Here is a 22,108-nt window from a genome sequence, read left to right as displayed (position 1 = left end):
GCTCATCCGCGGATCCGCAGCCCGCGGGGAGTGGCGAGGAATCCCGCCTCGGAGAGGGCGTCGCCGAGCGTCGAACCGAGCACGAAGCCGCCGTTCACCGTCTCGACCGCGAGCTTGTCCACCCGACGGGAGGTCACCAGCACGGCGAGTGCCCGTGCGGCAGCCTGCAGAACGCGCGCCGGGTTGCCGGCTCCCGGGGAGCGGTCGGCGCCCTCCGTGGGGCCTTCGGCCTTCTGCTCCGCGCCCTCGACGAAGCACAAGAAGCTCTTGCCGCCGCGCTCGACGTAGAGGGTGAGTTCCCCGTCGACCAGCACGACGAGAGCGCCCGCCTTCCGCCCGGGGCGGTGGCCGGTCCCCGACTCTCCGGGGACGGCCGGCCACGGCAGCGCGGCGCCGTACGGGTTCGCGGGATCGGTCGCGGCGAGCGCGACGGCCTCATACGCGCGCTCCTGCGTGTGATCGCGCGAGTACGACCGCAGTCGATCGACCGTCGCACCGCTCGCGAACTGGGCGGCGCCCAGCGTCTCGATGAAGTACCCTCGCCGGGCGCGCCCTGTGTCCTCGAAACCGCTGAGGACCTTGTAGGCGAGCGCGAAGCCCCCAGGAGTTCCTTCGTTCATCACCGAGCCGCGCGTGACGACGCCGTACCGGTCGAGAAGGGTCTCGGCCTGGCCGTGCGCCCGCACCGTCGAGTCGAGGTCGCGCTCGGGGAGCAGGGACCAGCGGCCGGCCGCCGTGGGCGGACCCATGCGCGTCACCATGGCGGAGCGCGTGGGGACGCGCCCGCGGTACATCCGCGCACGGGTCGGCTGGCGGGGACGCTTGTGCGCCCCAGAGCCTCCCGCCGTCAGCGTCCGCAACGGAGCGAGGGTGTCGTTCGTGATCCGGCCCGCCCAGACCAGGTCCCAGAGCGCGGTGACCAGCTCCGGGTCGTCGATGGCCGCGCCGCGCTCCGTCCCCAGCGTGTCGGAGAGCTGGCGGAAGAAGTACCCGCCGCCGCGGCCGAGCGCCTCGAGGATGCCGCGCTGCAGCTCATCCGGCTCGTGATCGGAGGGCGGCGCGAGGGTCAGCGGCGCGGAGTCGGCGAGATGGAGGCTGATCCAGCCGTCGTCGCCGGGCAGGCTCCCGTCGCCCGCCCAGATGACCTCGCCGGTCGCCGTGAGCTCGTCGAGCATCGCGGGGCTGTAGTCGGCGACCCGGCTCGGAAGCACCAGCGACTCCCACGCCGACGCGGGGATGCGCGCGCCGGCGAGCTGCTCGATCACCGACGCCACCGCATCCACGCCGCGCAGCGTCGAACCGACATGCTGCCATTCGGGCAGGAACCGGCCGAACGTGGCGGTGTCGACCGGTTCTACCTCGTGCCGCAGGGCCGCGAGCGACATCCGCCGGAGACGCCGGAGGATCTCCGCGTCACTCCATTCGCTCCCGTGCGCGTGCGGACGGAACTCGCCCTCGACCACGCGGCCGTCGCGCGCGAGCCGGCGCAGGGCGTCGTGCACGATCGCGGGACCCAGCCCGAACCGCGTCGCGACGTCCGCCGTCTCGAACGGCCCGTGGGTTCGCGCGTACCGGCTGACCAGGTCGCCCAGCGGATCGTCGACGGGCTCGATGAAGGCCAGCGGCACGCCGATCGGCAGCGGGACGCCCAGCGCATCGCGCAGTCGGCCGGCGTCTTCGATGGCGGCGAACCGCTCGCTGCCGGCGATCGTCACCGCGAGCACGCGGTGGGAGTCGACGAGCGTGGAGAGGTGGGCCGCGGCCGTCTCGCGTTGCGCGTGCGGAGCGACCGGCTCGTCGGCATCTCCCGCGTCGTCGCCTTCTGTCCGGCCATCGCTTGCGGCCGACGCAGCGGCCGTCGCGGCCTCCCTCGCGCCCGGCTGGTCGCCCTCCAGCCGCTCCGCCACCTCGTCGACCGACAGCGGCCCGAGCAGGCGAAGCAGGTCGGCGACCCCTTCGACGCCGCGCACCCGGCGCTCCGGCGCGAGCCGCTGCACCTGGAGCTCGACGCGCTCGATGACCTGCGGGTCGAGCAGCTCGCGCAGCTCCGCGCGGCCGAGCAGCTCGGCCAGCAGGCCGGCGTCGAGCGACAGTGCTGCGGCCCGCCGCTCGGCCAGCGGGCTGTCGCCCTCGTACATGAACGCAGCGACATATCCGAACAGCAGCGACCGTGCGAACGGGGAGGCCGTCTCGGTCGCCGCCTCGACCAGCCGGATGCTGCGCTGCTCGATCTGCTTCGCCACGTCGGTCAGTGCGCCCAGGTCGTAGACGTCTTGCAGCACCTCCCGGATCGTCTCGAGGATGATCGGGAAGCTCGGGTACTTACGCGCCACGTCCAGCAGCTGCGCCGCCTTCTGCCGCTGCTGCCAGAGCGGTGAGCGTTTGCCCGGGTTGTACTTCGGGAGCAGCAGCGCGCGCGCCGCCGACTCGCGGAAGCGGGAGGCGAACAGGGCGGAACCACCCACCTCGGCGGTCACCAGCTCGTCCAGCTCCTGGGGCTCGAAGACGAAGAGCTCGCCGCCGGGAGGCTGCGCCTCCGTGTCCGGGATGCGCACCACGATCCCGTCGTCCGCCGCCATCGCGCCGGCGTCGATCCCGTACCGCTCGCGCACCCGCGCCTGGACGGCCAGCGCCCACGGCGAATGCACCTGCATGCCGAACGGGGAATGCAGCACGACGCGCCAGTCTCCCAGCTCGTCGCGGAACCGCTCGACCACCAGCGTGCGGTCGGTCGGCACGTGCCCGGTGGCCTCCTTCTGCTCGCGGAGGAACGAGAGCAGATTGTTCGTCGCCCACGCGTCGAGCCCGGCCTCCACGCAGCGCAGCTCTGCGTCGGCGGGGGAGGCACTGCTCAGCTCGCGCGTGAACGCTCCGACCGCTCGGCCCAGTTCGGCGGGACGCCCGATCCCGTCGCCCTTCCAGAACGGCAGCCGACCCGGCTCGCCGAAGGCGGGTGTCACGAGGACGCGGTCGTGGGTGATCTCCTGGATCCGCCAGCTGGTGGAGCCGAGGGCGAAGACGTCGCCCACGCGCGACTCGTAGACCATCTCCTCGTCGAGCTCGCCGACGCGGCTGGCCTTCTCGCCGACCATGTAGACGCCGAAGAGTCCGCGGTCGGGGATCGTCCCCCCGCTCGTGACCGCGAGTCGCTGCGCGCCCGGGCGCCCGGTGACGGTGCCGGTGTCGCGGTCCCAGACGATCCGCGGACGGAGCTCGGCGAACTCGTCCGAGGGGTAGCGTCCGGCCAGCAGGTCGAGGGTGGCGTCGTACGCGCTGCGGGGGAGCGTCGAGAAGGGCGCGCTGCGCCGCACCGCATCGAACCACTCGTCGGCATCGATCGGCTCGAGGGCCGCGGCCGCCACGGTCTGCTGGGCGAGGATGTCGAGCGGATTCGCCGGGACCTTCAGCGACTCGATGAGCCCCGCCGTCATCCGCTCGGTCGCGACCGCCGAGTGGATGAGGTCGGCGCGATGCTTCGGAAAGACCACGCCGCGCGAGATCTCGCCGACCTGGTGTCCGGCGCGCCCGACCCGCTGGAGCCCGCTCGCGACGGACGGCGGAGCCTCCACCTGGATGACGAGGTCGACGGCGCCCATGTCGATGCCGAGTTCGAGGCTGGAGGTGGCGACGACGCAGCGGAGCCGCCCCGACTTCAGGTCGTCTTCGATCAGCGCCCGCTGCTCCTTGCTCACCGACCCGTGATGCGCCCGCGCCAGCACGAGCGTGTCCTCGTCGGCGACGGCCTGCGACCCGCGGGTCTGGCCCGACCCTCCCATGAGCTCGGCCGGCGCTCTCCGCGCCGTGTCGTCGGCCGTGCCGCCGAGCAGGCGCTCCTCGTAGATCTCGTTGAGTCGGGCGGTGAGGCGCTCGGCGAGCCGACGAGAGTTCGAGAACACGATGGTCGATCGGTTCTCCAGAACCCGGTCGACGATGGCCTCCTCGACGTGCGGCCAGATCGAGCCGGCCTGCGGCGGGGAGCCGTCTCCGGGGTTCTCGCTCGCGTACGTCGACGTGCCGAGCTCGCTCATGTCCTCTACCGGGACGACCACGCGGAGGTCGAAGCGCTTGCCCGCGGGCGGGGCGACGACCTCCACCGCCGCCCGGCCGCCGAGGAACCGCGCGACCTCCTCCGGAGGGCGGACCGTCGCGGACAGCCCGATGCGCTGGGCGGGCCGTTCGAGCAGCTGGTCGAGTCGCTCCAGCGACAGCGCCAGGTGCGCCCCGCGCTTGGTGGAGGCGACGGCGTGCACCTCGTCGACGATGACCGTCTCGACCGAGGCCAGCGTCTCGCGCGCCTGCGACGTCAGCATGAGGAACAGCGATTCGGGCGTCGTGATCAGGATGTCCGGCGGGTTGCTCAGCAGCGCCCGGCGGTCGGATGCGGGCGTGTCACCGGAGCGGACCCCGACGCTCACGTGCGGCGGCTCGGCTCCGAGCCGCTTCGCCGTCTGCGTCACGCCCACCAGGGGCGCCCGCAGATTGCGCTCCACGTCGACGCCGAGCGCCTTCAGCGGCGAGATGTACAGGACCCGCGTGCCCGGCTTGGCGTCGGCGGGTCGAGGCTGGGCCGCCAGCCGGTCGATCGCCCAGAGGAACGACGCCAGCGTCTTGCCCGACCCGGTCGGAGCGATCACCAGTGCGTGCTTGCCGTGCGAGATCGCCTCCCAGGCGCCCTCCTGCGCCGGAGTGGGCGCGGCGAAGGCCCCGCGGAACCACTCCCGGGTCGCGGGGGAGAATCGATCGAGCACGTCGCCCATCCCTCCATCCTGCACCTCGCCACCGACAGTTCGGCCGGTGGCGGGGTGACCGGCGGAGAACGCTCAGCGGGGGAGGTGCGTGCGGATGAACGACGAGATGTCGCCGAGCTCCAGCGGTGAGATGGCGTGCCCCATCCCCTCGTAGATGCGCGCGTCGAGGGCGGAGTGCTCCGGCAGCCAGTCGCTGGTGCGGTCGAGGGAGGCCGACGGGATGGTGTCGTCCAGCGTTCCGCGCCCCCAGAACACCGGCACCTGGGCGTCCGCCAGCTCGCCGTCCCGCGGCTGATCGCCCTTCACCACGAAACCGGAGAGCTGCACCGCGTAGTCGAAACGCTCGGGCGCGAGACGCAGGAGCTGCAGCGCCATGGCCCCGCCCTGCGAGAAGCCGAGTAGGCCGGTCGGCACGTCCGGCTGCTCGTCCAGCCAGTCGAGGACCGCGCGCGCTGCCGCGTCTGCGTTGCCGGCCAGCGGGTCGCCCGGCACGTTCGTGAAGCGCGAGAACCAGGCGAACCCGGGCCCCTCGGGGATGGGCGCACGCAGCGACGCGATCACCGGCTCGAGCGGGAGGTAGGCGGCGATCCCGAACAGGTCGGCCTCGTCGGAGGCGTACCCGTGCAGGAGGACGAGCAGCGGGCGGCCGGCGCGGTCGCGTTCGGACGCGGACCAGAGGACGGCGTCGCGGTCGATGCGCAGGTCGGGGGCGGGAAACGGCACCCTCCATTCTGCGCTCCGATGTGGAATCGTTCACAGCCCCCGTCGGAGTGGCGCTCATCCACAGATCCGGCCGGGCGTCGTAGGTCCCCGAATCGCGCTTCCGTAGGATTCATGCATGAGCGTGCGCACCCCGGACCCGGACCCCACCCCCGACCCGCTTCCCGGCGACGGTCCGCAGCCGGGTCCCGCCTGGCTGTCGGACATCGAGTTGGAGCAGGTGCGGCGGCGACTGCCGCTGCTGTACGTGGAGGCCGTGCCGGTCCGCGTCGACGGTCTGGGGCAGGTGACCGAGGTGGGCATCCTCCTTCGCGCCAACGCCGTCGGGCAGATGACCCGCACGCTCGTCTCCGGCCGGGTGATGTACGGCGAGACGCTGCGGGAGGCGCTGTTCCGCCACCTCGAGAAAGACCTCGGGCCGATGGCGTTCCCGCAGCTGCCGGCGAGCCCCGTGCCGTTCCAGGTGGCCGAGTACTTCCCGATGCCGGGCGTGACGCAGTACGTCGATGAGCGCCAGCACGCGGTGTCGCTGGCCTACGTCGTCCCCGTGACGGGCACCTGCGAGCCGCGCCAGGACGCCCTGGAGCTGACCTGGATGACCCCCGAGGAGGCCACCTCCCTCACGGTCTCCGAAGAACTGGAGGGCGGCCGCGGCGCCCTCGTGAAGTCCGCCATGGCCTCCCTCGGCCGCATGCCCTGACCCCCCCCCCCCCCCCCACACACACATTCGTTCCCCGATTCGTGACGAATCGGCCGAAACCGCTGCGCTAACCCCCGATTCGTGACGAATCGGCCGAAACCGCTGCGCTAACCCCCGATTAGTGACGAATGCGACGCGTGCGCGAGCAGCCATCGCCGAGTACACAAAAACTGCACGCCGGGAGTGGTCCCAGCGTGCAGTTTTTGTGTACTCGACGGAGGGGGGTCCGCCGAGGGGAGGGTCAGCCGTGGGCTCGGCGCGAGCCCTGGCCGCGACGGGTGGAGGCGTCGGAGCGCGTCGGAGCCTGACCGCCGCGGTGCGGAGCAGTTCCGCCACGCGAGGAGGAGGCGCCCTGCGTCGCCGCAGCGGGACGCTGGCCGCGACGGCGGGACCCGCCGGTCGCACCCGCACCCGCGGTCGCGCCGCCGGTCCCACGGCCGCCACCGGTCGCCTGGTCGCCGCGAACGCCGCCGGCCGCCTGGCCGCCACGACCGCCGCCCGTCGCCTGGCCGCCGCGACCGCCGCCGGCCGCCTGGCCGCCGCGACCGCCCTGCGGCGCAGCGCCACCAGCGCCACCGGCGCCGTTGCGGCGCGCACGCTTGCGCTGGGCGTTGGCGCCCTGCGACGTCCCGCCCCCACCGGCGGGCCGCTGCTGCGGCGCCGCGGACGGCGCGACACGCGCCGCCACGTCGCCGACGAGCGAGGTCACGGCCTGCGAGGTCGCGGTGACCCGCTGCGGCGTGGCCGAGATGGCCGCCTTGCGGAGCAGCGCCTTGACGTCGCCCGCCTGGGCGGTGAGCATCACCGTGACGACGTCGCCTGCGCTGCCCGCACGAGCCGTGCGGCCGGAGCGGTGGAGGTACGCCTTGTGCTCCGCCGGCGGGTCGACGTGGACGACGAGCTCGACGTTGTCGACGTGGACGCCACGCGCGGCCACATCGGTGGCGACGAGCACCCTCACGCTGCCGTCGCCGAACGCTGCCAGGTTGCGGTCGCGGGCGCCCTGCGCGAGGTTGCCGTGCAGGTCGACGGCGGGGATGCCGGAGGCGGTGAGCTGCTTGGCCAGCTTCTTCGCCTGGTGCTTGGTGCGGGTGAAGAGGATGCGGCGGCTGGTGCCCGACGCGAGCGCCTCCACCAGGTCCTTCTTCTCGTCCGGGGTGTCCACCTGAAGCACGTGGTGGGTCATCGCCTCGACCGGGCTGGTCTCGTCGTCGACCGAGTGCAGCACGGGCGAGTGCAGGAACCGGTTGACGATCTTGTCCACGCCGTTGTCGAGCGTCGCCGAGAACAGCAGGCGCTGCCCGTCGGCCGGGGTGGAGGACATGATCCGCGTGACGACGGGCAGGAAGCCCAGGTCGGCCATGTGGTCGGCCTCGTCGAGCACGGTGATCTCGACGGCGTCGAGCGAGACAAAGCCCTGCTTCATCAGGTCTTCGAGTCGGCCCGGGCAGGCCACGAGGATGTCGACGCCGGCCTTGAGCTCTGCGACTTGCTTGTTCTGCGAGACGCCGCCGAAGACGGTCGAGACGCGCAGCGAGTAGGCGTCCGCCAGCGGGCGGAAGGTCGCGGCGATCTGGGTCGCCAGCTCACGGGTCGGCGCCAGCACGAGGGCGAGCGGGCGGCCCGGGCGGCGGCGTCCGCCGGCCAGGACGGTGCCGAGGCGCGCGACGAGCGGCAGGGCGAAGGCGATGGTCTTGCCGGAGCCGGTCTTGCCGCGGCCCAGCACGTCCTTGCCCGCGAGGGCGTCGGGGAGCGTGTCGGCCTGGATCGGGAAGGCGTCGGTCTTGCCGTCGGCCGCGAGAACGGCGACGAGCGGTGCGGGTACGCCGAGTTCGGCGAAGGAGTGAGTCAAAAGGGTTGTGCCTTTCAGGCATCGGACCCGGGCGGCGTCGTGCCGGAGCGGGTCGGGGTGGCGAGCGCACCGAGCGGCGCGATCGTTCGCCGTATGAAGAGAAGCGTGGCGGGGCATGGCCCGGCGCGACGCGAAGCGTTCTACGACGCCGCGGGCAGATTCGTCGCCCGCTCCCTCCACCATAGGGCATCAGGCCGCAGAAGTGCTGGGAGCGCACTCCCATCCGGAGGTCGTAGACTGTCGGCCCGGAATCGAGAGGTGGCTATGGGCGTGCTGGAGTCGGAGCTCGATCGCGAGCGCGCCGTGGTGTCGCGCCTCTATCAGCGGCTGGATGAACTGCGTGCGGAGACCGAGGAACGGCTCGCCCGCGTGCGCCGCGACAGCGTCGGGAGCAACCATCAGGCCCGCAGCGAGCGGGACGCGTTCGCGCGCCTCTACGAGGACCAGCTGACGCAGCTGCGCGACGTCGATGCGCGCCTCGTGTTCGGCCGGCTGCTCCTGGAGGAGCCCGTCGACGGATCCGACCACCGGTACATCGGCCGTGTCGGGCTGCGCGACGAGGACCAGCGCTCGCTCCTGGTCGACTGGCGCGCTCAGCAGGCCGGCGCCTTCTACCAGGCGACCGCGAGCGAGCGGATGGGCGTCCGCGCCCGGAGGCACCTCACCATGTCGGGGCGCCAGGTGACGCGGATCGACGACGAGGTGTTCGACGAGGCCCTGCTCGACGGCGAGGGCGAGGGCGCCGGGGAGCGGATTCAGGGCGAGGGCGCCCTGCTGGCGGCCCTCACCGCGCAGCGGACGGGGCGGATGCACGACATCGTCGCCACCATCCAGGCCGAGCAGGACCGCATCATCCGCTCGGACCTCCGCGGCGCGCTCGTGGTGCAGGGAGGCCCGGGCACCGGGAAGACCGCCGTCGCGCTGCACCGCGCCGCCTACCTGCTGTACGCGAACCGGCAGCGGCTGAGCGCCTCCGGTGTTCTGGTCGTCGGCCCGTCGACGGCGTTCCTGCGCTACATCGAGGCGGTGCTGCCGTCGCTCGGCGAGACCGGTGTGGTCATGTCGAGTCTCGGTGAACTGTTCCCCGGCGTGGAGGCGACCGAGGAGGATGCGCCGGAGGCCGCGGTGCTGAAGGGCTCCGCGCAGATGGCGCGCCTCCTTTCGCGCGCCGTGAAGTCCCGCCAGAAGGCCCCGGCCGAGCCGCAGACGGTCGTCGTCGACAACGAGCGGCTGGTGGTGGACCCGGAGCTGGTGCACCGGGCCATCGCCAAGGCGCAGCGCACCGGCAAGCCGCACAACGTCGCCCGGGTCACGTTCGTCAAGCATGCCCTGGCGGAGCTGACCGACCAGCTGGCCGCACAGCTCAGGGCCGCAGGCTCGACCATCGACGACGCCGACCTGAAGGTGCTGCGCGAGGACCTCCGCACCTCCTACGACGTCCGCGTGCTGCTGAACACGGCGTGGCTCCCGCTCACGCCGCAGAAGCTTCTGCAGGACCTCTACGCCCGTCCGGCCTGGCTGGCGGAGCTGGCCCCGCGCTGGTCGGAGGCCGAACGCCGTGCGCTGCTCCGCGACCGCTCGGCGCCCTTCACCGTCTCCGACGTCCCGCTGCTCGACGAGGCCGCCGAGCTGCTCGGCGACTTCCCCGGCCGCGCAGACCCCGCAGACAGGGAGCGCGACCGGCAGCGCAAGCGCGACCTGGAGAACGCGCGTGCCGCCATCCGGAACATGGGCGTGCAGGGGCTCGTCAGCGCGGAGCAGCTCGCGGACGGCTTCGCCGAGCAGGCCGACCGCGGCACGACCGCCGAGCGCGCCGCGGCCGACCGCAGCTGGACGTACGGTCACGTGGTCGTCGACGAGGCGCAGGAGCTGTCGCCGATGCAGTGGCGGGTGCTGGTGCGGCGCTGCCCGATGAAGTCGTTCACGATCGTGGGCGACATCGCGCAGGTCGCGTCGGCGGCCGGGGCGTCGAGCTGGCAGGAGGCCCTGAACCCGGTGTTCAAGGACGCCTGGCGGCTGGAGGAGCTGTCGGTCAACTACCGCACGCCCGCGCAGATCACGCGCGAGGCCGAGCGGCTGGCCGTGGAGGCCGGCCTCCCGATCACGCCGACCCGTGCGGTCCGCGAAGGGGAGTGGCCGATCCGCCGGGTCGAGGCGGCCTCCGGCGCGCCCGAGTCGCTGGGCCGGGCCGTTGCCGACGCGGTCGCGCACGACCGCTCAATCGACAATGCGGGGACTCTGGCCGTCATCACGACCACAGCCGACCTTCCGGCTGTGTCGTCCGCAGTCGCTGAGCGCTTCGGCGACGCCGCGGGCCGCGGGGCGGCAGGACTGAGCCGGCCGATCGCCGTGCTCACCGGCTACGAGGCCAAGGGACTGGAGTTCGACGCGGTGGTGCTGGCAGACCCGGATGCGCTCGCGGGCGAGTCGCCCCGCGGCGCCGCCTCCCTCTACGTCGCGATGACGCGTCCGACGCAGCGGCTGACGCTCGTCACCCGGTGAGCGTGGCTACCGGGCCCGGCTACTCGCCGGCCCCCGCGTAGCGCTCGCCGACGGGGATCTCGATCGCGAGCGTGTTCCCCGCCTGCGCCAGCGGGCAGGCCCACGCCGGGTCGTAGGCGCAGGACGGGTTGTACGCGAAGTTGAAGTCGAGCACGAGCGAGGCCTCGCCGTCGTCCGCGTCGAGCCCGAGGTCGGCGCCCTTGATCGTGTCGATCAGGTAGCGGCCACCCCCGTAGGTGCCGCCCGGCCGACCGGCCAGCGCATCCTTCACGGGGACGAACAGCCCGCCGCCGTACGACGACAGTCGCCAGACGTCGAGCGTCCCGGCGAGGGGGACGCGCACGGTGCCGAGGAGCTCGAACGGCACGACGCCGTCGGTGCCCGTCTCCACGTCCATCCGCACCGCCTCGGCGGCGGGGAGGATCGGCAGCTCGAACCGCCAGTCGGGGTCGTAGCGGGTCACCGGCAGCCCGGTGAAGCGGGCGCGGTCCTCCTCCAGGAGCGGCGACGCGGGATGCGACGCGAACAGGTCGTCGCGGCACGAGACCCAGTAGGCGTGGGCTTCCGCCGGGTCGTGTGCGGCGAGACGGCGGACGGAGGCGTACAGGGCGAAGACCCGCCGGCGCCAGTCCGCGGTCTGCGCGGCGCTGATCGCCCGCGTGCCGTCGGCGGCCGTGCTCCCGAGGGGCTGTTCCGTGCTGGTCATCTGTCCGCTGCTCCCGTCTGCACCGCTTGAGTCCGGGTTGCGGGATCCTGGGCCGCATCCGGCTCGTCGTCCCGCTCCCGCACCTCCGGATCGTAGGCCCAGGTGGGCGCGAGGCGGCGGAGGCGCACGCCGCGCCACTGCCAGAACGCCCAGAAGCCGTACCAGGCGATGGGGGTCAGCGCTCCCGCCCGCACGATCAGCTGGTCGCGGTACAGCGTCCGCAGCCGGCCGTGCTCGTCCGGACCGGCGGGATCGGGGGCGATGGCCATCCGGTGATCCAGGTGCGGGATCGCGGCCAGCATGCCGCCCGTTCCTCCGCCGCTGTCGTGCAGGATGCGGGTGCTCTGCTCGCGCGGGTCCGTCGAGCGCAGCGTGTCGAGCCGGATGGCCTGCGTCCCGACCGTGAACGCGCCCAGCGCCCGCACGCGCACCCGATGCTCGGACCCCCAGGTCGTCGGGAATCCTCCCGGCTCATCGGAGTGGAAGTCGAGCCAGGGCAGCGCGACCTCGCGGAACGCCGTCGGGCTCTGCAGGGCGCGCCAGGCGGCGTCGGGGTCGCAGTCGAGGAGCAGCTTCAGGAGGACGCGCATGCCTCCAGTGTCGCGCTCCGGGTGTGGATGGTGCCGCCCGGATCAGCGACTGCTCAGGGTTCGTCCGCGGGAGCTTCGTCCGCGGGAGCTTCGTCCGCGGGAGCTTCGTCCGCCCGCGCGAGCAGCAGCTCCCGCTCCCGCGCGTTGCCGGTCATGGCTGCGGCCCGCCGGAGCTCCTGCCGCGCCTCCACCGTTCGGCCGAGCCGGAGCAGCAGGTCGGCCCTCACGGAGGGCAGCAGGTGGTACGACGCGAGCGCACCGTCGAGCGTCAGCCGGTCGACGACCTCCAGGCCGGCCTCCGGTCCGTACGCCATCGACAGCGCGACGGCGCGGTTGAGATCGACCACCGGGGAGGGCCGCAGCTCGCCGAGCGCGCCGTAGAGCGCGACGATCTCCTCCCAGTCGGTCGCCCCGGCGTCGGGCGCCGTCGCGTGACAGGCGGCGATCGCGGCCTGGAGGGCGTACGGCCCGCGGCTGACCGCTGGACGGCGGCTGGTCCGCAGCGCATCCGACCGTTCGAGCGCCGCCACCCCTCGCCCGATCAGGAGGCGGTCCCAGCGGGCGCGGTCCTGGTCCTGCAGCAGGATGGGCGACCCGTCCGCGTCCGTGCGCGCGCCGAGCCGGGAGGCCTGGAACTCCATCAGCGCCACCAGCCCGTGCACTTCCGGCTCGCGTGGCGTCAGCTCGGCGAGCACGCGGCCGAGCCGCAGCGCCTCCCGGCACAGGTCGGGCCGCATCCATTCGTCGCCCGCGGTGGCCGAGTAGCCCTCGTTGAAGATCAGGTAGACGACTTCGAGCACCGATGCGAGGCGCTCGCCGAATTCGGCGCGCTCGGGGACCTCGAACGGCACGCCGGCCGCGCTGAGCGTCCGCTTCGCCCGGACGATGCGCTGCCCCATGGTCGCCGGCGGCACGAGGAACGCTCGCGCGATCTCCTCGGTCGACAGTCCGCCGAGCAGTTTGAGGGTCAGCGCGACCCTGGCCTGCTGCGGCAGCACGGGATGGCAGGCGACGAAGACGAGACGGAGGAGGTCGTCTCCGATGGGCTCCTGGGCCGCCCGCGCCGGGTCGTCGTCGCCGAGCTCCTGCTCCAGGTGGTGGGCGATGGCCGCGTACCGGTCGTCCAGGCGTTCCCGGCGACGCCAGCCGTCGACCGCGCGACGCTTCGCCACGGTGGTCAGCCACGCGCCGGGGTTGCGGGGGATGCCGGACTCCGGCCACTGCTCGAGCGCGGCGACGAGCGCATCCTGGGCCAGCTCCTCGGCCAGGCCGACGTCGCCGGTCGACCGCGCCAGGCCCGCGATCAGCCGTCCCGACTCGATCCGCCAGACGGAATCCACGGTGCGGCGGACCTCGGCGGCGCGGACCTCTTCGGCGCGCACGCCTTCTGCGCGGACCTCTTCGGCGCGGACCTCTTCGGCGTCGACGTCGTCGCTCATCGGCCCTCGTCGTCCGTCACGCGCCGCACCTCCACCGTGCCGGTCGTCAGCGGCATCCGGCGGGCCCACTCCAGCGCCTCGTCCTCTCCGGCCGTCTGCAGCATCCAGAACCGGCTGACGGCGCCGGGGGCTGGACGGCTCAGGATGCGCTGCTCGCCCGAGTAGCGCAGGCACGCGCCGACCGCGGCCGGCTCCAGGGCCTCCGCCGCGAGAAGCACGCCGGCGCGGACCAGCTCCGCCCCATATCGATCGAGCGCAGCACGATCGAGCGCAGCGCGATCGAGCGCAGCACGATCGAGCGCAGCACGGTCCGGAGCGCCCGGATCCGCCTGCCCGCCGCCGTCGGCGATCGCCATCAGCACGAAACGCATGGTGCCATCCTCCCTTGCCGGGCCGTTCCCGTCACCGGTACGTCGATCCTCACCGGCCCGTTTCGACACGAGTGACGGCCGTGTGCGCTACAACGGGAGCATGGCGATCCGTTACTGGCTGGGCGTTGTGCAGCTCGATCACGTTCTGCGCGGCGTCGCAGGCGGCTTCGCACAGGTGAATCACGGGGTGCGCGCGCCACTCGAACGTATGGGCGTCTCAGACGGTTTCGTCTTCTACTCTCCCCGGGTGTCGTATCCCGACGGCGAGCCGCTCAAGCAGTTCACCGGCGTCGGCCGGATCGCCGACGACCAGGTGTTCCAGGTGACGCAGGGCCCTGCGATGAGCGGACCTGCCTCCGATTTCAAGCCGTGGCGCCGCCGGGTGGACTGGGACCACGACGCGGTGGCGACGCCCATCCGGCCGCTCCTGCCCGCGCTCGACTTCACACGCGACCGTCCCGACTGGGGCTACCAGCTGCGCCGGGGCGTCATCGAGCTGTCGCGGCACGACTTCGAACTGATCCGGGCGCAGATGCGGCCGACGCCCGGGGAGGCACGGCGGCCCGCGCCCGGTTCGCGAACTACCATGGCCCGGTGACTCCGCCGACCGATCGCGACACTGCCTCCTCCAGCGCACCTGCCGTCCCGGCCGCACACCGCCAGGCCAAGTACCAGGTGCGCTTCGACTGGGGGACCGCCGGTGCCATCGCGGTGGCGGCCGACGCCGATGTTGTCGTCTGGGTGGATGCGCTTCCCCTGCCGACGGAACCGACGGAACCGGAACACCCGGCGGTACCGCACGTGCCCGGAGAGGGCGCCGTCCTCGCCGCAGGCCTCACGAACGCGCCCGCCGTCGCCCGCTGGATCCTCGACGAGCAGGTCCGGCTCGGACGGAGGGCGATGATCGCACTCGTCGGAGCAGGCGCCACGGCCTCCGACGGCTCCCCGCGGTTCGCGGTCGACGACCTCCTGGCGGCGGGTGCAGTGGTGGACGAACTCGCCTCCCTGGGGATCGACTACTGCTCGCCAGAAGCCGCCGCGGCAAGCGCGGCCTTCACCGGCTTGCGCGGCGCAGTCGCGCACCTGCTCACCGCGTCGGTGTCCGGGCAGGAGAGCATCGCGGCCGGGGCGGCACCCGCCGAGGTGGCCGCGGGAGGCCGGCTCGGATCCTCCGACACTGTGACGGTGCTGCGAGCCTCCCGGCAGAGCGGTGCGCGACCGCCGGAATGATCGGGCGCCCGGGTACGTTCGTCCCCCACAGGAGGTTTTACATGAAAGCCGTGCTGAACGACACCGTGATCGCCGAGGCCCCGCAGGAGGACCTGATCCGCATCGAGGGCAACTGGTACTTCCCGCCTGCGAGCGTGAAGTCCGAGTACCTCGTCGAGAGCGACACCCCGTACACCTGTCCGTGGAAGGGGGAATGCCAGTACTTCTCCGTGAAGTCCGACGACGCCCTTCTTCAGGACCGCGCGTGGAGCTACCCGACGCCGTACCCGAGCTCCTTCGACCGCGTCGGCAAGGACTACAGCAACTACGTCGCCTTCTGGAAGGACGTCCGCGTCGTCGACTGACGACCGGAGCCGACGATGTTCCGTCCCGGCCGCCGCTCAGGGCTTCTCGCCCTGACGGCGGCCGCGCTCGTTCTCACGGGCTGCACGGCCCCCGCTCCCCACCCGACCGTCACCAGGACGCCGACGTCCTCGCCGCGGCCGACCGGATCGGCCGTCGCCGTCCCCGCGATCCCGTGGCAGCCGAGCGGGGCGACGACGGAGCTCGAGACCGGGCTGCAGGCGCCGTGGTCCGTCGTCCACCTCCCGAGCGGTTCGGCCCTCATCAGCGAGCGGGACAGCGGGACGATCCTCGAGCGGCTGCCGTCGGGCGGCGTTCGCGAAGTGGGCACGGTGCCGGGCGTGGTGCACCAGGGGGAGGGCGGCCTCCTGGGCCTCGCGGTGCAGGCGGAGTCCGCGCCCGCCGACCTGTACGCCTATCTCACGACCGCCGAGGACAACCGGGTGGTCAGGATGCCGCTCTCCGGTGTCCCCGGCAGCTACGCCGTCGGCGCTCCCGAGCCGGTGCTCACCGGGCTCCCGAAGGCGTCCAACCACGATGGAGGCCGCATCGCCTTCGGACCGGACAAGCAGCTGTACGTGACGGTCGGAGACGCCTCGAACCCGGCGAACGCGCAGGACGTGGCGTCGCTGGGCGGCAAGATCCTCCGCATCACGCCGACCGGCCAGGTCCCGGCGGACAACCCGTTCCCCGGCTCGCCCGTGTGGTCGTACGGGCACCGCAACCCGCAGGGCATCGGCTGGGATTCGCGCGGCACGATGTGGGCCTCCGAGTTCGGCCAGAACACCTGGGACGAGCTCAACATCATCCGGCCGGGGGCGAACTACGGCTGGCCGGTCGTGGAGGGTGAGGCCGGCGACCCCCGGTTCACCGACCCCGTGCACCAGTGGCCTACCGATGAGGCCAGCCCCAGCGGCCTGGCTGTGGTGGGCGACACGATCTTCCTCGCCGCCCTCCGCGGTGAACGCCTGTGGACGGTCTGGCCGACCGCAGGCGGCGCGCCCGTCGCCGTCGCCCCGTTCTTCGTCGGACAGTTCGGCCGGCTGCGGGATGTGGTGGCCGTCGGTGACCGCATCTGGCTGCTGACGAACAATACAGACAGCCGCGGATCCCCGCGCAGCGGCGACGACCGGCTCCTCGAGGTCGCTCTCACCCCCGCCCAGGCAGTCAAGCGCCCGGGCTGATCCGCCGCTACGGGTAGTCTTGGTCGCGAGACACCGATCGGGAGCAGAACCCTGAGCATCATCCTCGGATACGATCCGACCACCCTGCGCGAACGCGTCGATCTGCGCGCTGCCGCCGAGCGGCTGGACGAACTGGGCAGCCTTCGCAGCCTGAGCGCGCTCAACGAGAAGGCGGTGCTGCTCCGCCTGCTCGGGCGGCTGGACGAGGCGATCGAGATCGCCAACGAGGCCGTGCGCCAGGCCAGGTTCACCGGCGACCGCGAGCAACTGCTCGGGGCGCGCATCCGGCACGCCCAGGTCCTGCAGTACCAGGGCAAGGCCGACGAGGCGATCATCGAGCTGACCGGCTGCGTCGACGAGGCGCGCGGCCGCGAGTGGACGGGGCTGGAGGCGTTCGCCATCCAGAACCGCGGCAAGGTGTGGTTCGACACCGGCGACTACGAGAACGCGCTGTCCGACATGACCGCGGCCGTCTTCCTCCGCGAGAAGCTGGGCGCGTCCCCTGCCGAGATCCAGGCCGCGCTGACCGCCGTCGCGGTGGTCCAGTCGGCGCTCGACGCGCAACGCGGCAGCGCACCCGCGTCATCCGATGAGGGCGACGGCGATCACGCGTAGGATGCTCGGCATGAAGCAGATGCCCGGCGTCGGGGATGGGAGCGCTCCGGACGGGATCCGGCGCTGATGTCCGAACTCGACCGCGTTCGTCACTGGGCCGAGGCCCTGATCGCCCTGCATCTCGACCCCGGCGTGTGGAGCTTCGGCTTCGACAACGCGAAGACCCGCGCTGGTCTCTGCAACTACACCGAGAAACGGATCACCGTCTCGCGCTACCTCGCCGCCCGCTACGAGGACGACGAGATCCACCAGATCCTCCTGCACGAGGTGGCCCATGCCCTGGCCGGCTCCCGGGCCGGACACGGCCCCCGCTGGCGGGCGATCGCCATCGAGCTCGGCTACGAGGGCAAGCGCCTGCACGGCGGCGCCATCGCGGATGACCTGGCGCCGTGGGTCGGCGTCTGCCCGAACGGCCACACCCACTACCGGTACCGCAAGCCCGCCCGCGCTCTCGCCTGCGGCGCGTGCAGCCGCCGCTTCGACGCGGCGAACCTCATCTCCTGGCAGCACCGCGAGGTCACCCCGGCGCAGCGCCGGGTGGCCGCGGCCGCGGCGGCCGACCGGCGGACGGTCTCCTGACGACGGTGGCGGTCTTCCCGTACGAGTCGCAGTGGGGAGACCTCGCCTGCAACGCCCCGCTGATCGAGCACGGCGCCGACCCCGCCGAGTACTTCGATTGGCGCGCCGACGGCTACCCGTCGGTGGAGGAGTACCGGTTCTGGGCCCGCCACGTCTGCGGGTTGGCCTCCCTCCGCTCCGTCCTGCGCGGCTGGTTCTCCGAGTCGTCGCCGATGTACGACCTCGTCCGGGCTGCGGAGCGCCACGGGGCACTGGTGCGGCGCGACGACACCGTGGACGGGCTCTACTACCGGCCCTTCCTCGTGTGGGCGAGAGCCGAGCTGGGCCTCGACGGGGAGGTCGTCGAGCACGCGGAGGCGGAGGAGGCCCTGCGGCTGATCGACGAGGATCGCGTGTTTCTCGCGTCCGTGTCCCCGGAGATCCGCTACCCCGACCGGCCGAACCTGCGCCGTGGAGGTCACCTCGTGCTCGCCCACCGCTTCGACGGTGCGACGGTGACCTTTCACAATCCGTCCGGTGTCCGGGACACGGCTGAGGACGCGCGACTGGACGTCGCCACGTTCGCCCGGTTCTTCGCCGGCCGGGGTGTGACCCTCCGTAGGGTCGGCTGACGTCCGCTTGTTCGGCGTCGGCTTCTCGGTCGTCCGCTTGTTCGGTGCCCGCTTGTTCGGTGCCCGCTCGTTCGGCGTCCGCTTGTTCGGCGCCCGCTCGTTCGGCGCTTCAGCTCATCAGGCGTGTGCGACGCCGAGGCGCGCGTCGAGCGCATCCCGAACCGCCGGCCACTCGTCACTGAGGATCGAGTAGACCGCCGTGTCCCGCCAGGTGCCGTCGGCGCGGCGCTGGGTGTGCCGGAGGACGCCCTCGAAGCGGGCGCCGAGGCGCTGGATGGCCGCCCGGGAGCGCTCGTTGACGACGTCCGCCTGCAGCTTGACCCGCTCGAACCCGTGGTCGAACGCGGTGCCGAGCAGGAGGCGCTTGGTCTCGGCGTTCACCCGGCCGCCCCACGCCTCCGGGGCGTATGCCGTCCAGCCGATGTGCGCCGAGTCGTTCACCAGGTCGAAGTCGCCGAGCGTGGTCGTCCCGACCAGGCGGTCGCCGTCGCGCAGCAGAACGGCCATGACGTTGCTCCGCTCCCAGTCCAGGTAGCCCAGGATGAACTCCCGCCACTCCTCGTAGGTGTCGCGGAAGGCGGCGGGTCCGCCGCCCCAGCCGCCGGCGAAGACCTCGGGATGCCCGATCGCATCGAAGAGGTCCGGCAGGTCGTCGACGGTGAGCGCCCGGAGGCGCACCGTCGCGCCCTCGAGCACGGCGTGCGGGTCGGGACGGGTCGCGGTCATCCGCCCAGTATGCCAAAGCGGCCACCATCCGGACGGCCCGTGGCTTGTGCGGCGGCTCGGCTCCGCTCCTGTTTTCAGGAGATCAGGCTCGGCTCCGCTCCTGTTTTCAGGAGGAATGGGCCCTCAGTGCGCTGTGGGTCCTGAATAAAGGCCCTGGGAGCATCCAGAGAGCCCATTCTCCTGAATAAAGGTGACCACCCCGGCGCCCCCGGAATCCAGCCCGACCTGTGACCGGATATCGTTGATCCGATGGCCACCGAAGCGATACTCACCCAGGGAACCGGGCAGTGGATGGAGCCCATCGACGGGCAGACCTGGTGGTTCGACTCCGGATCGCTGGCCCTCGACTTCGCCTACACCGGCGGCCTCGACGCGGATGCAGACGCAGATGCAGACCACCGCGTGACCGTCCGCGACCCCGAGGGCCTCAACGCCTGGCTCACCGAACGCTTCCCCGAGGTCGCCCCGACGGCCGGCGAGCGCGAGTTCCGCGACGCCGACGCCCTCCGCGCCGCCATCGGCCGCCTCGCCCGGCAGGCGAGCCTCGGCTTGTCGTTGGAGCCGGACGACGTGGACGTCGTCAACCTGTTCGCCGCGACGCCCGACATCCCTCCGGTCCTCCCCGGCGGCGGCCGTCAGGCGGGCCGGACCAACGCCCGCCCGCACCAGGCACTCGGCACCATAGCGCGTGACGCCGTCCGGCTGTTCGGCCCCGACGTCGACGGACGCATCCGTGAGTGCTCCGCCGACGACTGCCGCCTGGTCTACCTGGACACCTCCCGCAGCGGCACCCGCCGGTGGTGCTCCATGCAGCGCTGCGGCAACCGCGCAAAGGTCCGCGCGCACCGGGCACGCGCCGCTCGCGCCGCCCACACCACCCCCGCTGCCGAACCCGCCCGAGCGTGACAATAGGCTCATGACGCGTTCCGTCGACCTCAACAGCGACCTCGGCGAGTCGTTCGGCGCCTGGACCATGGGCGACGACGCCGCGCTGCTCCGCGTTGTCTCGAGCGCGAACGTGGCGTGCGGATTCCACGCCGGCGACCCCTCCACCATTCTTGCCACCTGCCGGGAGGCGGCCTCGAACGGTGTCGCCGTCGGGGCGCACGTCTCGTACCGCGACCTGGCCGGTTTCGGCCGCCGGGCGATGGACGTGCCGTCGGGCGAGCTGCGCGACGAACTCCTCTACCAGCTGTCCGCGCTCGCCGGCCTCGCACGCATCGCGGGCACCCGCGTCCGCTACGTCAAACCGCACGGCGCGCTCTACAACCGGATCGTGGCCGACGACGCACAGGCCCGGGCGGTGGTGGATGCGGTCCTCGCCTTCGATCCGTCGCTCGCCCTGCTCGGGCTCTCCGGGTCGGCGGTGGAGCAGGCCGCGACCGAGGCCGGCGTGCGCTTCGTTCGCGAGGCCTTCGTCGACCGCGGCTACCGGCCGGACGGGTCCCTCGTCTCGCGCAGCGAGCCGGGCGCCGTCCTGTCCGACGACGCACAGATCGCCTCCCGCGCGCTGCGCATGGTGACCGACGGCGTGGTGACGGCCGTCGACGGTACCGACATCGCCGTGCAGGTGGACTCGCTGTGCGTGCACGGCGACACCCCCGGCGCGGTCGCGATGGCGCGCGCGGTCCGGGACGCGCTCGCCGCGGCAGGGATCGGCGTGGAGCCGTTCGCGTGAACCGGCGCATCCTCCCGTACGGCGACCGCGCACTTCTGGTCGAGCTGGACGGCCTGGAGGCCGTCCTCGCCCTCTACCGCGGCCTCGATTCCTCGCGGCCGGAGGGCGTGATCGATCTGGTGCCCGCGGCCCGCACCATCGCTGTCGAGGTCGACCCGGCCCTCCTGTCTCTGAGTGCCGCGGCAGGCTGGCTGGAGCGCGCTGTGCCCCGGGAACCGCAGGAGGCGGCCGAGCGCGTCGTCGAGCTTGAGGTCCGCTACGACGGCGAAGACCTCCCGGAGGTCGCCCGGCTGTCCGGCCGCAGCGAGCGCGAAGTGGTCGCCCTGCACGCCGGCACGACCTGGCGGGTCGCCTTCGGCGGCTTCGCCCCCGGGTTCGCCTACCTCGTCGGCGACGGCGCCGCCCTGGAGGTGCCCAGACGGAGCACGCCCCGCACCTCCGTGCCCGCAGGCGCGGTCGGCCTGGCCGGCGCGTTCAGCGGCGTCTACCCGCGGTCGAGCCCCGGAGGCTGGCAGCTGATCGGCCGGACGGATGCGGTGCTGTGGGACGAGTCCGCCGACCCGCCCGCGCTGCTCAGCCCTGGCACGGTCGTCCGTTTCCGCGAGGCCTCATGACCGGCCTGCGCATCCTGCATCCCGGCCCGCTCGCACTCGTGCAGGACCTCGGCCGTCCCGGTTTCGCCGCGCTCGGCGTCGGCCGGTCCGGCGCCCTCGACCGCGGCGCGCTCCGCCTGGCCAACCGGCTGCTCGGCAACCCGGAGGGGGAGGCGGGGATCGAAGCGCTGCTCGGCGGGCTCGAGGTCCGGTTCGAGAGCGACACCTGGTTCGCGGTCACCGGCGCGACCGGCCCGCTCCTGCTCGACGAGCGACCCGTGGATGCGCACCTCGCCGTCCGCGCCGACGCCGGCCAGGTGCTCCGAATCGGGCCGGCGGTCGCCGGAACGCGCCGCTACCTGGCCGTCCGCGGCGGCGTGCACGCGCCGGCCGTGCTCGGCTCGCGGTCGCGCGACACCCTCGCCGGGCTGGGTCCCGAGCCGCTGCGTGCGGGAGACCTCCTGCCGCTCGGCGAGCATCCCGGCACCGACCTCCCACTGCTCGACTTCGTCCCCGTGGCCGAGCCTTCGGTGGGCGTTGTCGAGGTGAAGGCGCATCACGGCCCCCGCGCGGACTGGTTCACTCCGCAGGCGCTTGAGGCGTTCTTCTCCGTCGAGTGGCGTGCCGGAGCGCAGAGCGACCGGGTGGGGGTGCGGCTCGACCCGCCTCCGCTCGCGCGGCACACGGCCGTCGCCGAGCCGGCGGTTCCGCTCCTCGAGCGCGCCATCGTCGGGGAGCTGCCGAGCGAGCCGATGGTCGCTGGGGCCGTCCAGGTGTCGCCCGACGGGCGTCCGACCGTGCTGCTCGCCGACCATCCGGTCACGGGCGGCTACCCGGTGATCGCCGTCATCTCGGACCGGTCGCTGGACGCCTTCGCCCAGCTCCGCCCCGGCCAGCCCGTGATGTTCCGACACGCCTGAGG

The 22,108-nt window shown here is 72.8% G+C and carries 21 protein-coding genes; 13 read left to right on the top strand and 8 right to left on the bottom strand.

All coding sequences use genetic code 11. The features are described from left to right. Positions 1 to 2 precede the first annotated feature (2 nt). Both SB754_RS12645 and SB754_RS12640 read right to left on the bottom strand, forming a co-directional pair. Positions 3 to 4,757 carry a DEAD/DEAH box helicase gene (locus tag SB754_RS12645; RefSeq protein WP_410782657.1) on the bottom strand — a complete coding sequence of 1,585 codons (4,755 nt, stop codon included), beginning with the start codon at positions 4,755 to 4,757 and terminating at the stop codon, positions 3 to 5. Positions 4,758 to 4,820: 63 nt separating this feature from the next. Beyond that, on the bottom strand, positions 4,821 to 5,471 hold the full coding sequence (locus tag SB754_RS12640) for an alpha/beta hydrolase (protein ID WP_410782656.1): 651 nt from the start codon (positions 5,469 to 5,471) through the stop codon (positions 4,821 to 4,823). Between the two features lie 115 nt (positions 5,472 to 5,586). On the opposite strand from SB754_RS12640, the gene SB754_RS12635 reads away from it, so the two are divergent. After that, a complete protein-coding gene (locus SB754_RS12635) occupies positions 5,587 to 6,168 on the top strand; it encodes an NUDIX hydrolase family protein (RefSeq protein ID WP_410782655.1) in 582 nt (193 codons plus the stop codon). 241 nt (positions 6,169 to 6,409) lie between these two features. On the opposite strand, the gene SB754_RS12630 is transcribed toward SB754_RS12635, so the two are convergent. Next, positions 6,410 to 8,020 (bottom strand): DEAD/DEAH box helicase, encoded by a 1,611-nt coding sequence (locus SB754_RS12630; RefSeq protein WP_410782654.1) that lies wholly within the window; start codon positions 8,018 to 8,020, stop codon positions 6,410 to 6,412. A 264-nt stretch (positions 8,021 to 8,284) separates the two neighbouring features. On the opposite strand from SB754_RS12630, the gene SB754_RS12625 reads away from it, so the two are divergent. Further along, on the top strand, positions 8,285 to 10,522 hold the full coding sequence (locus SB754_RS12625; RefSeq protein WP_410782653.1) for a HelD family protein: 2,238 nt from the start codon (positions 8,285 to 8,287) through the stop codon (positions 10,520 to 10,522). Positions 10,523 to 10,541: 19 nt separating this feature from the next. Here SB754_RS12625 and SB754_RS12620 read toward each other — a convergent pair whose 3' ends face one another. The 4 genes from SB754_RS12620 to SB754_RS12605 are packed head-to-tail and all read right to left on the bottom strand — an operon-like array spanning position 10,542 to position 13,628. Further along, positions 10,542 to 11,228, bottom strand: coding sequence for a DUF1684 domain-containing protein (locus SB754_RS12620; RefSeq protein WP_410782652.1), 687 nt, complete (start codon positions 11,226 to 11,228; stop codon positions 10,542 to 10,544). Then, positions 11,225 to 11,818, bottom strand: a complete 594-nt coding sequence (locus SB754_RS12615; protein WP_410782651.1) for a hypothetical protein — start codon at positions 11,816 to 11,818, stop codon at positions 11,225 to 11,227. The genes SB754_RS12620 and SB754_RS12615 overlap by 4 nt, the downstream gene beginning before the upstream one ends. A 53-nt stretch (positions 11,819 to 11,871) precedes the next feature. Next, on the bottom strand, positions 11,872 to 13,257 hold the full coding sequence (locus tag SB754_RS12610; RefSeq protein WP_410782650.1) for an RNA polymerase sigma factor: 1,386 nt from the start codon (positions 13,255 to 13,257) through the stop codon (positions 11,872 to 11,874). Further along, positions 13,254 to 13,628 (bottom strand): hypothetical protein, encoded by a 375-nt coding sequence (locus tag SB754_RS12605; protein WP_410782649.1) that lies wholly within the window; start codon positions 13,626 to 13,628, stop codon positions 13,254 to 13,256. The genes SB754_RS12610 and SB754_RS12605 overlap by 4 nt, the downstream gene beginning before the upstream one ends. Positions 13,629 to 13,728: 100 nt before the next feature. Here SB754_RS12605 and SB754_RS12600 point away from each other — a divergent pair, with 100 nt between their 5' ends. From SB754_RS12600 to SB754_RS12570, 7 genes are all read left to right on the top strand, one after another. Next, on the top strand, positions 13,729 to 14,226 hold the full coding sequence (locus SB754_RS12600) for an EVE domain-containing protein (protein WP_410782648.1): 498 nt from the start codon (positions 13,729 to 13,731) through the stop codon (positions 14,224 to 14,226). Then, positions 14,223 to 14,858, top strand: coding sequence for a 2-phosphosulfolactate phosphatase (locus tag SB754_RS12595; RefSeq protein WP_410782647.1), 636 nt, complete (start codon positions 14,223 to 14,225; stop codon positions 14,856 to 14,858). The genes SB754_RS12600 and SB754_RS12595 overlap by 4 nt, the downstream gene beginning before the upstream one ends. 41 nt (positions 14,859 to 14,899) lie before the next feature. After that, complete coding sequence (locus SB754_RS12590) at positions 14,900 to 15,202, top strand: DUF427 domain-containing protein (protein ID WP_410782646.1); 303 nt, start codon at positions 14,900 to 14,902, stop codon at positions 15,200 to 15,202. 15 nt (positions 15,203 to 15,217) lie between these two features. Further along, positions 15,218 to 16,384, top strand: a complete 1,167-nt coding sequence (locus tag SB754_RS12585) for a PQQ-dependent sugar dehydrogenase (RefSeq protein ID WP_410782645.1) — start codon at positions 15,218 to 15,220, stop codon at positions 16,382 to 16,384. A gap of 174 nt (positions 16,385 to 16,558) precedes the next feature. Beyond that, entirely contained in the window at positions 16,559 to 16,999 is a 441-nt protein-coding gene (locus SB754_RS12580; protein WP_410782644.1) for a hypothetical protein, read from the top strand. A 66-nt stretch (positions 17,000 to 17,065) separates the two neighbouring features. Beyond that, entirely contained in the window at positions 17,066 to 17,578 is a 513-nt protein-coding gene (locus SB754_RS12575; protein WP_410782643.1) for a SprT-like domain-containing protein, read from the top strand. A gap of 5 nt (positions 17,579 to 17,583) precedes the next feature. Further along, positions 17,584 to 18,189, top strand: coding sequence for a C39 family peptidase (locus SB754_RS12570; protein WP_410782642.1), 606 nt, complete (start codon positions 17,584 to 17,586; stop codon positions 18,187 to 18,189). A gap of 117 nt (positions 18,190 to 18,306) precedes the next feature. Here the strand turns inward: SB754_RS12570 and SB754_RS12565 are convergent, their stop codons facing one another. After that, the gene (locus tag SB754_RS12565) at positions 18,307 to 18,915 is read right to left on the bottom strand and encodes a GNAT family N-acetyltransferase (RefSeq protein ID WP_410782641.1); all 609 of its coding nucleotides are present in this window, start codon (positions 18,913 to 18,915) and stop codon (positions 18,307 to 18,309) included. Positions 18,916 to 19,164: 249 nt separating this feature from the next. Here SB754_RS12565 and SB754_RS12560 point away from each other — a divergent pair, with 249 nt between their 5' ends. Genes SB754_RS12560 through SB754_RS12545 form a run of 4 tightly spaced genes read left to right on the top strand, consistent with a single transcriptional unit; the run spans position 19,165 to position 22,106 of the window. Beyond that, positions 19,165 to 19,821 carry a CGNR zinc finger domain-containing protein gene (locus tag SB754_RS12560; protein ID WP_410782640.1) on the top strand — a complete coding sequence of 219 codons (657 nt, stop codon included), beginning with the start codon at positions 19,165 to 19,167 and terminating at the stop codon, positions 19,819 to 19,821. 10 nt (positions 19,822 to 19,831) lie between these two features. Further along, the gene (locus SB754_RS12555; protein ID WP_410782639.1) at positions 19,832 to 20,593 is read left to right on the top strand and encodes a LamB/YcsF family protein; all 762 of its coding nucleotides are present in this window, start codon (positions 19,832 to 19,834) and stop codon (positions 20,591 to 20,593) included. After that, a complete protein-coding gene (locus SB754_RS12550) occupies positions 20,590 to 21,207 on the top strand; it encodes a 5-oxoprolinase subunit B family protein (protein WP_410782638.1) in 618 nt (205 codons plus the stop codon). Before SB754_RS12555 ends, SB754_RS12550 begins: the two co-directional genes overlap by 4 nt. Next, a complete protein-coding gene (locus SB754_RS12545; RefSeq protein ID WP_410782637.1) occupies positions 21,204 to 22,106 on the top strand; it encodes a biotin-dependent carboxyltransferase family protein in 903 nt (300 codons plus the stop codon). The genes SB754_RS12550 and SB754_RS12545 overlap by 4 nt, the downstream gene beginning before the upstream one ends. Positions 22,107 to 22,108: the final 2 nt, after the last annotated feature.

This window comes from Leifsonia sp. SIMBA_070, from assembly GCF_046534635.1.
In the GTDB taxonomy this organism is placed as follows: Bacteria; Actinomycetota; Actinomycetes; order Actinomycetales; family Microbacteriaceae; genus Leifsonia.
The sequence above is the reverse complement of the archived record's forward strand: the minus strand, read 5'-3'. Positions and strand labels throughout refer to the sequence as shown.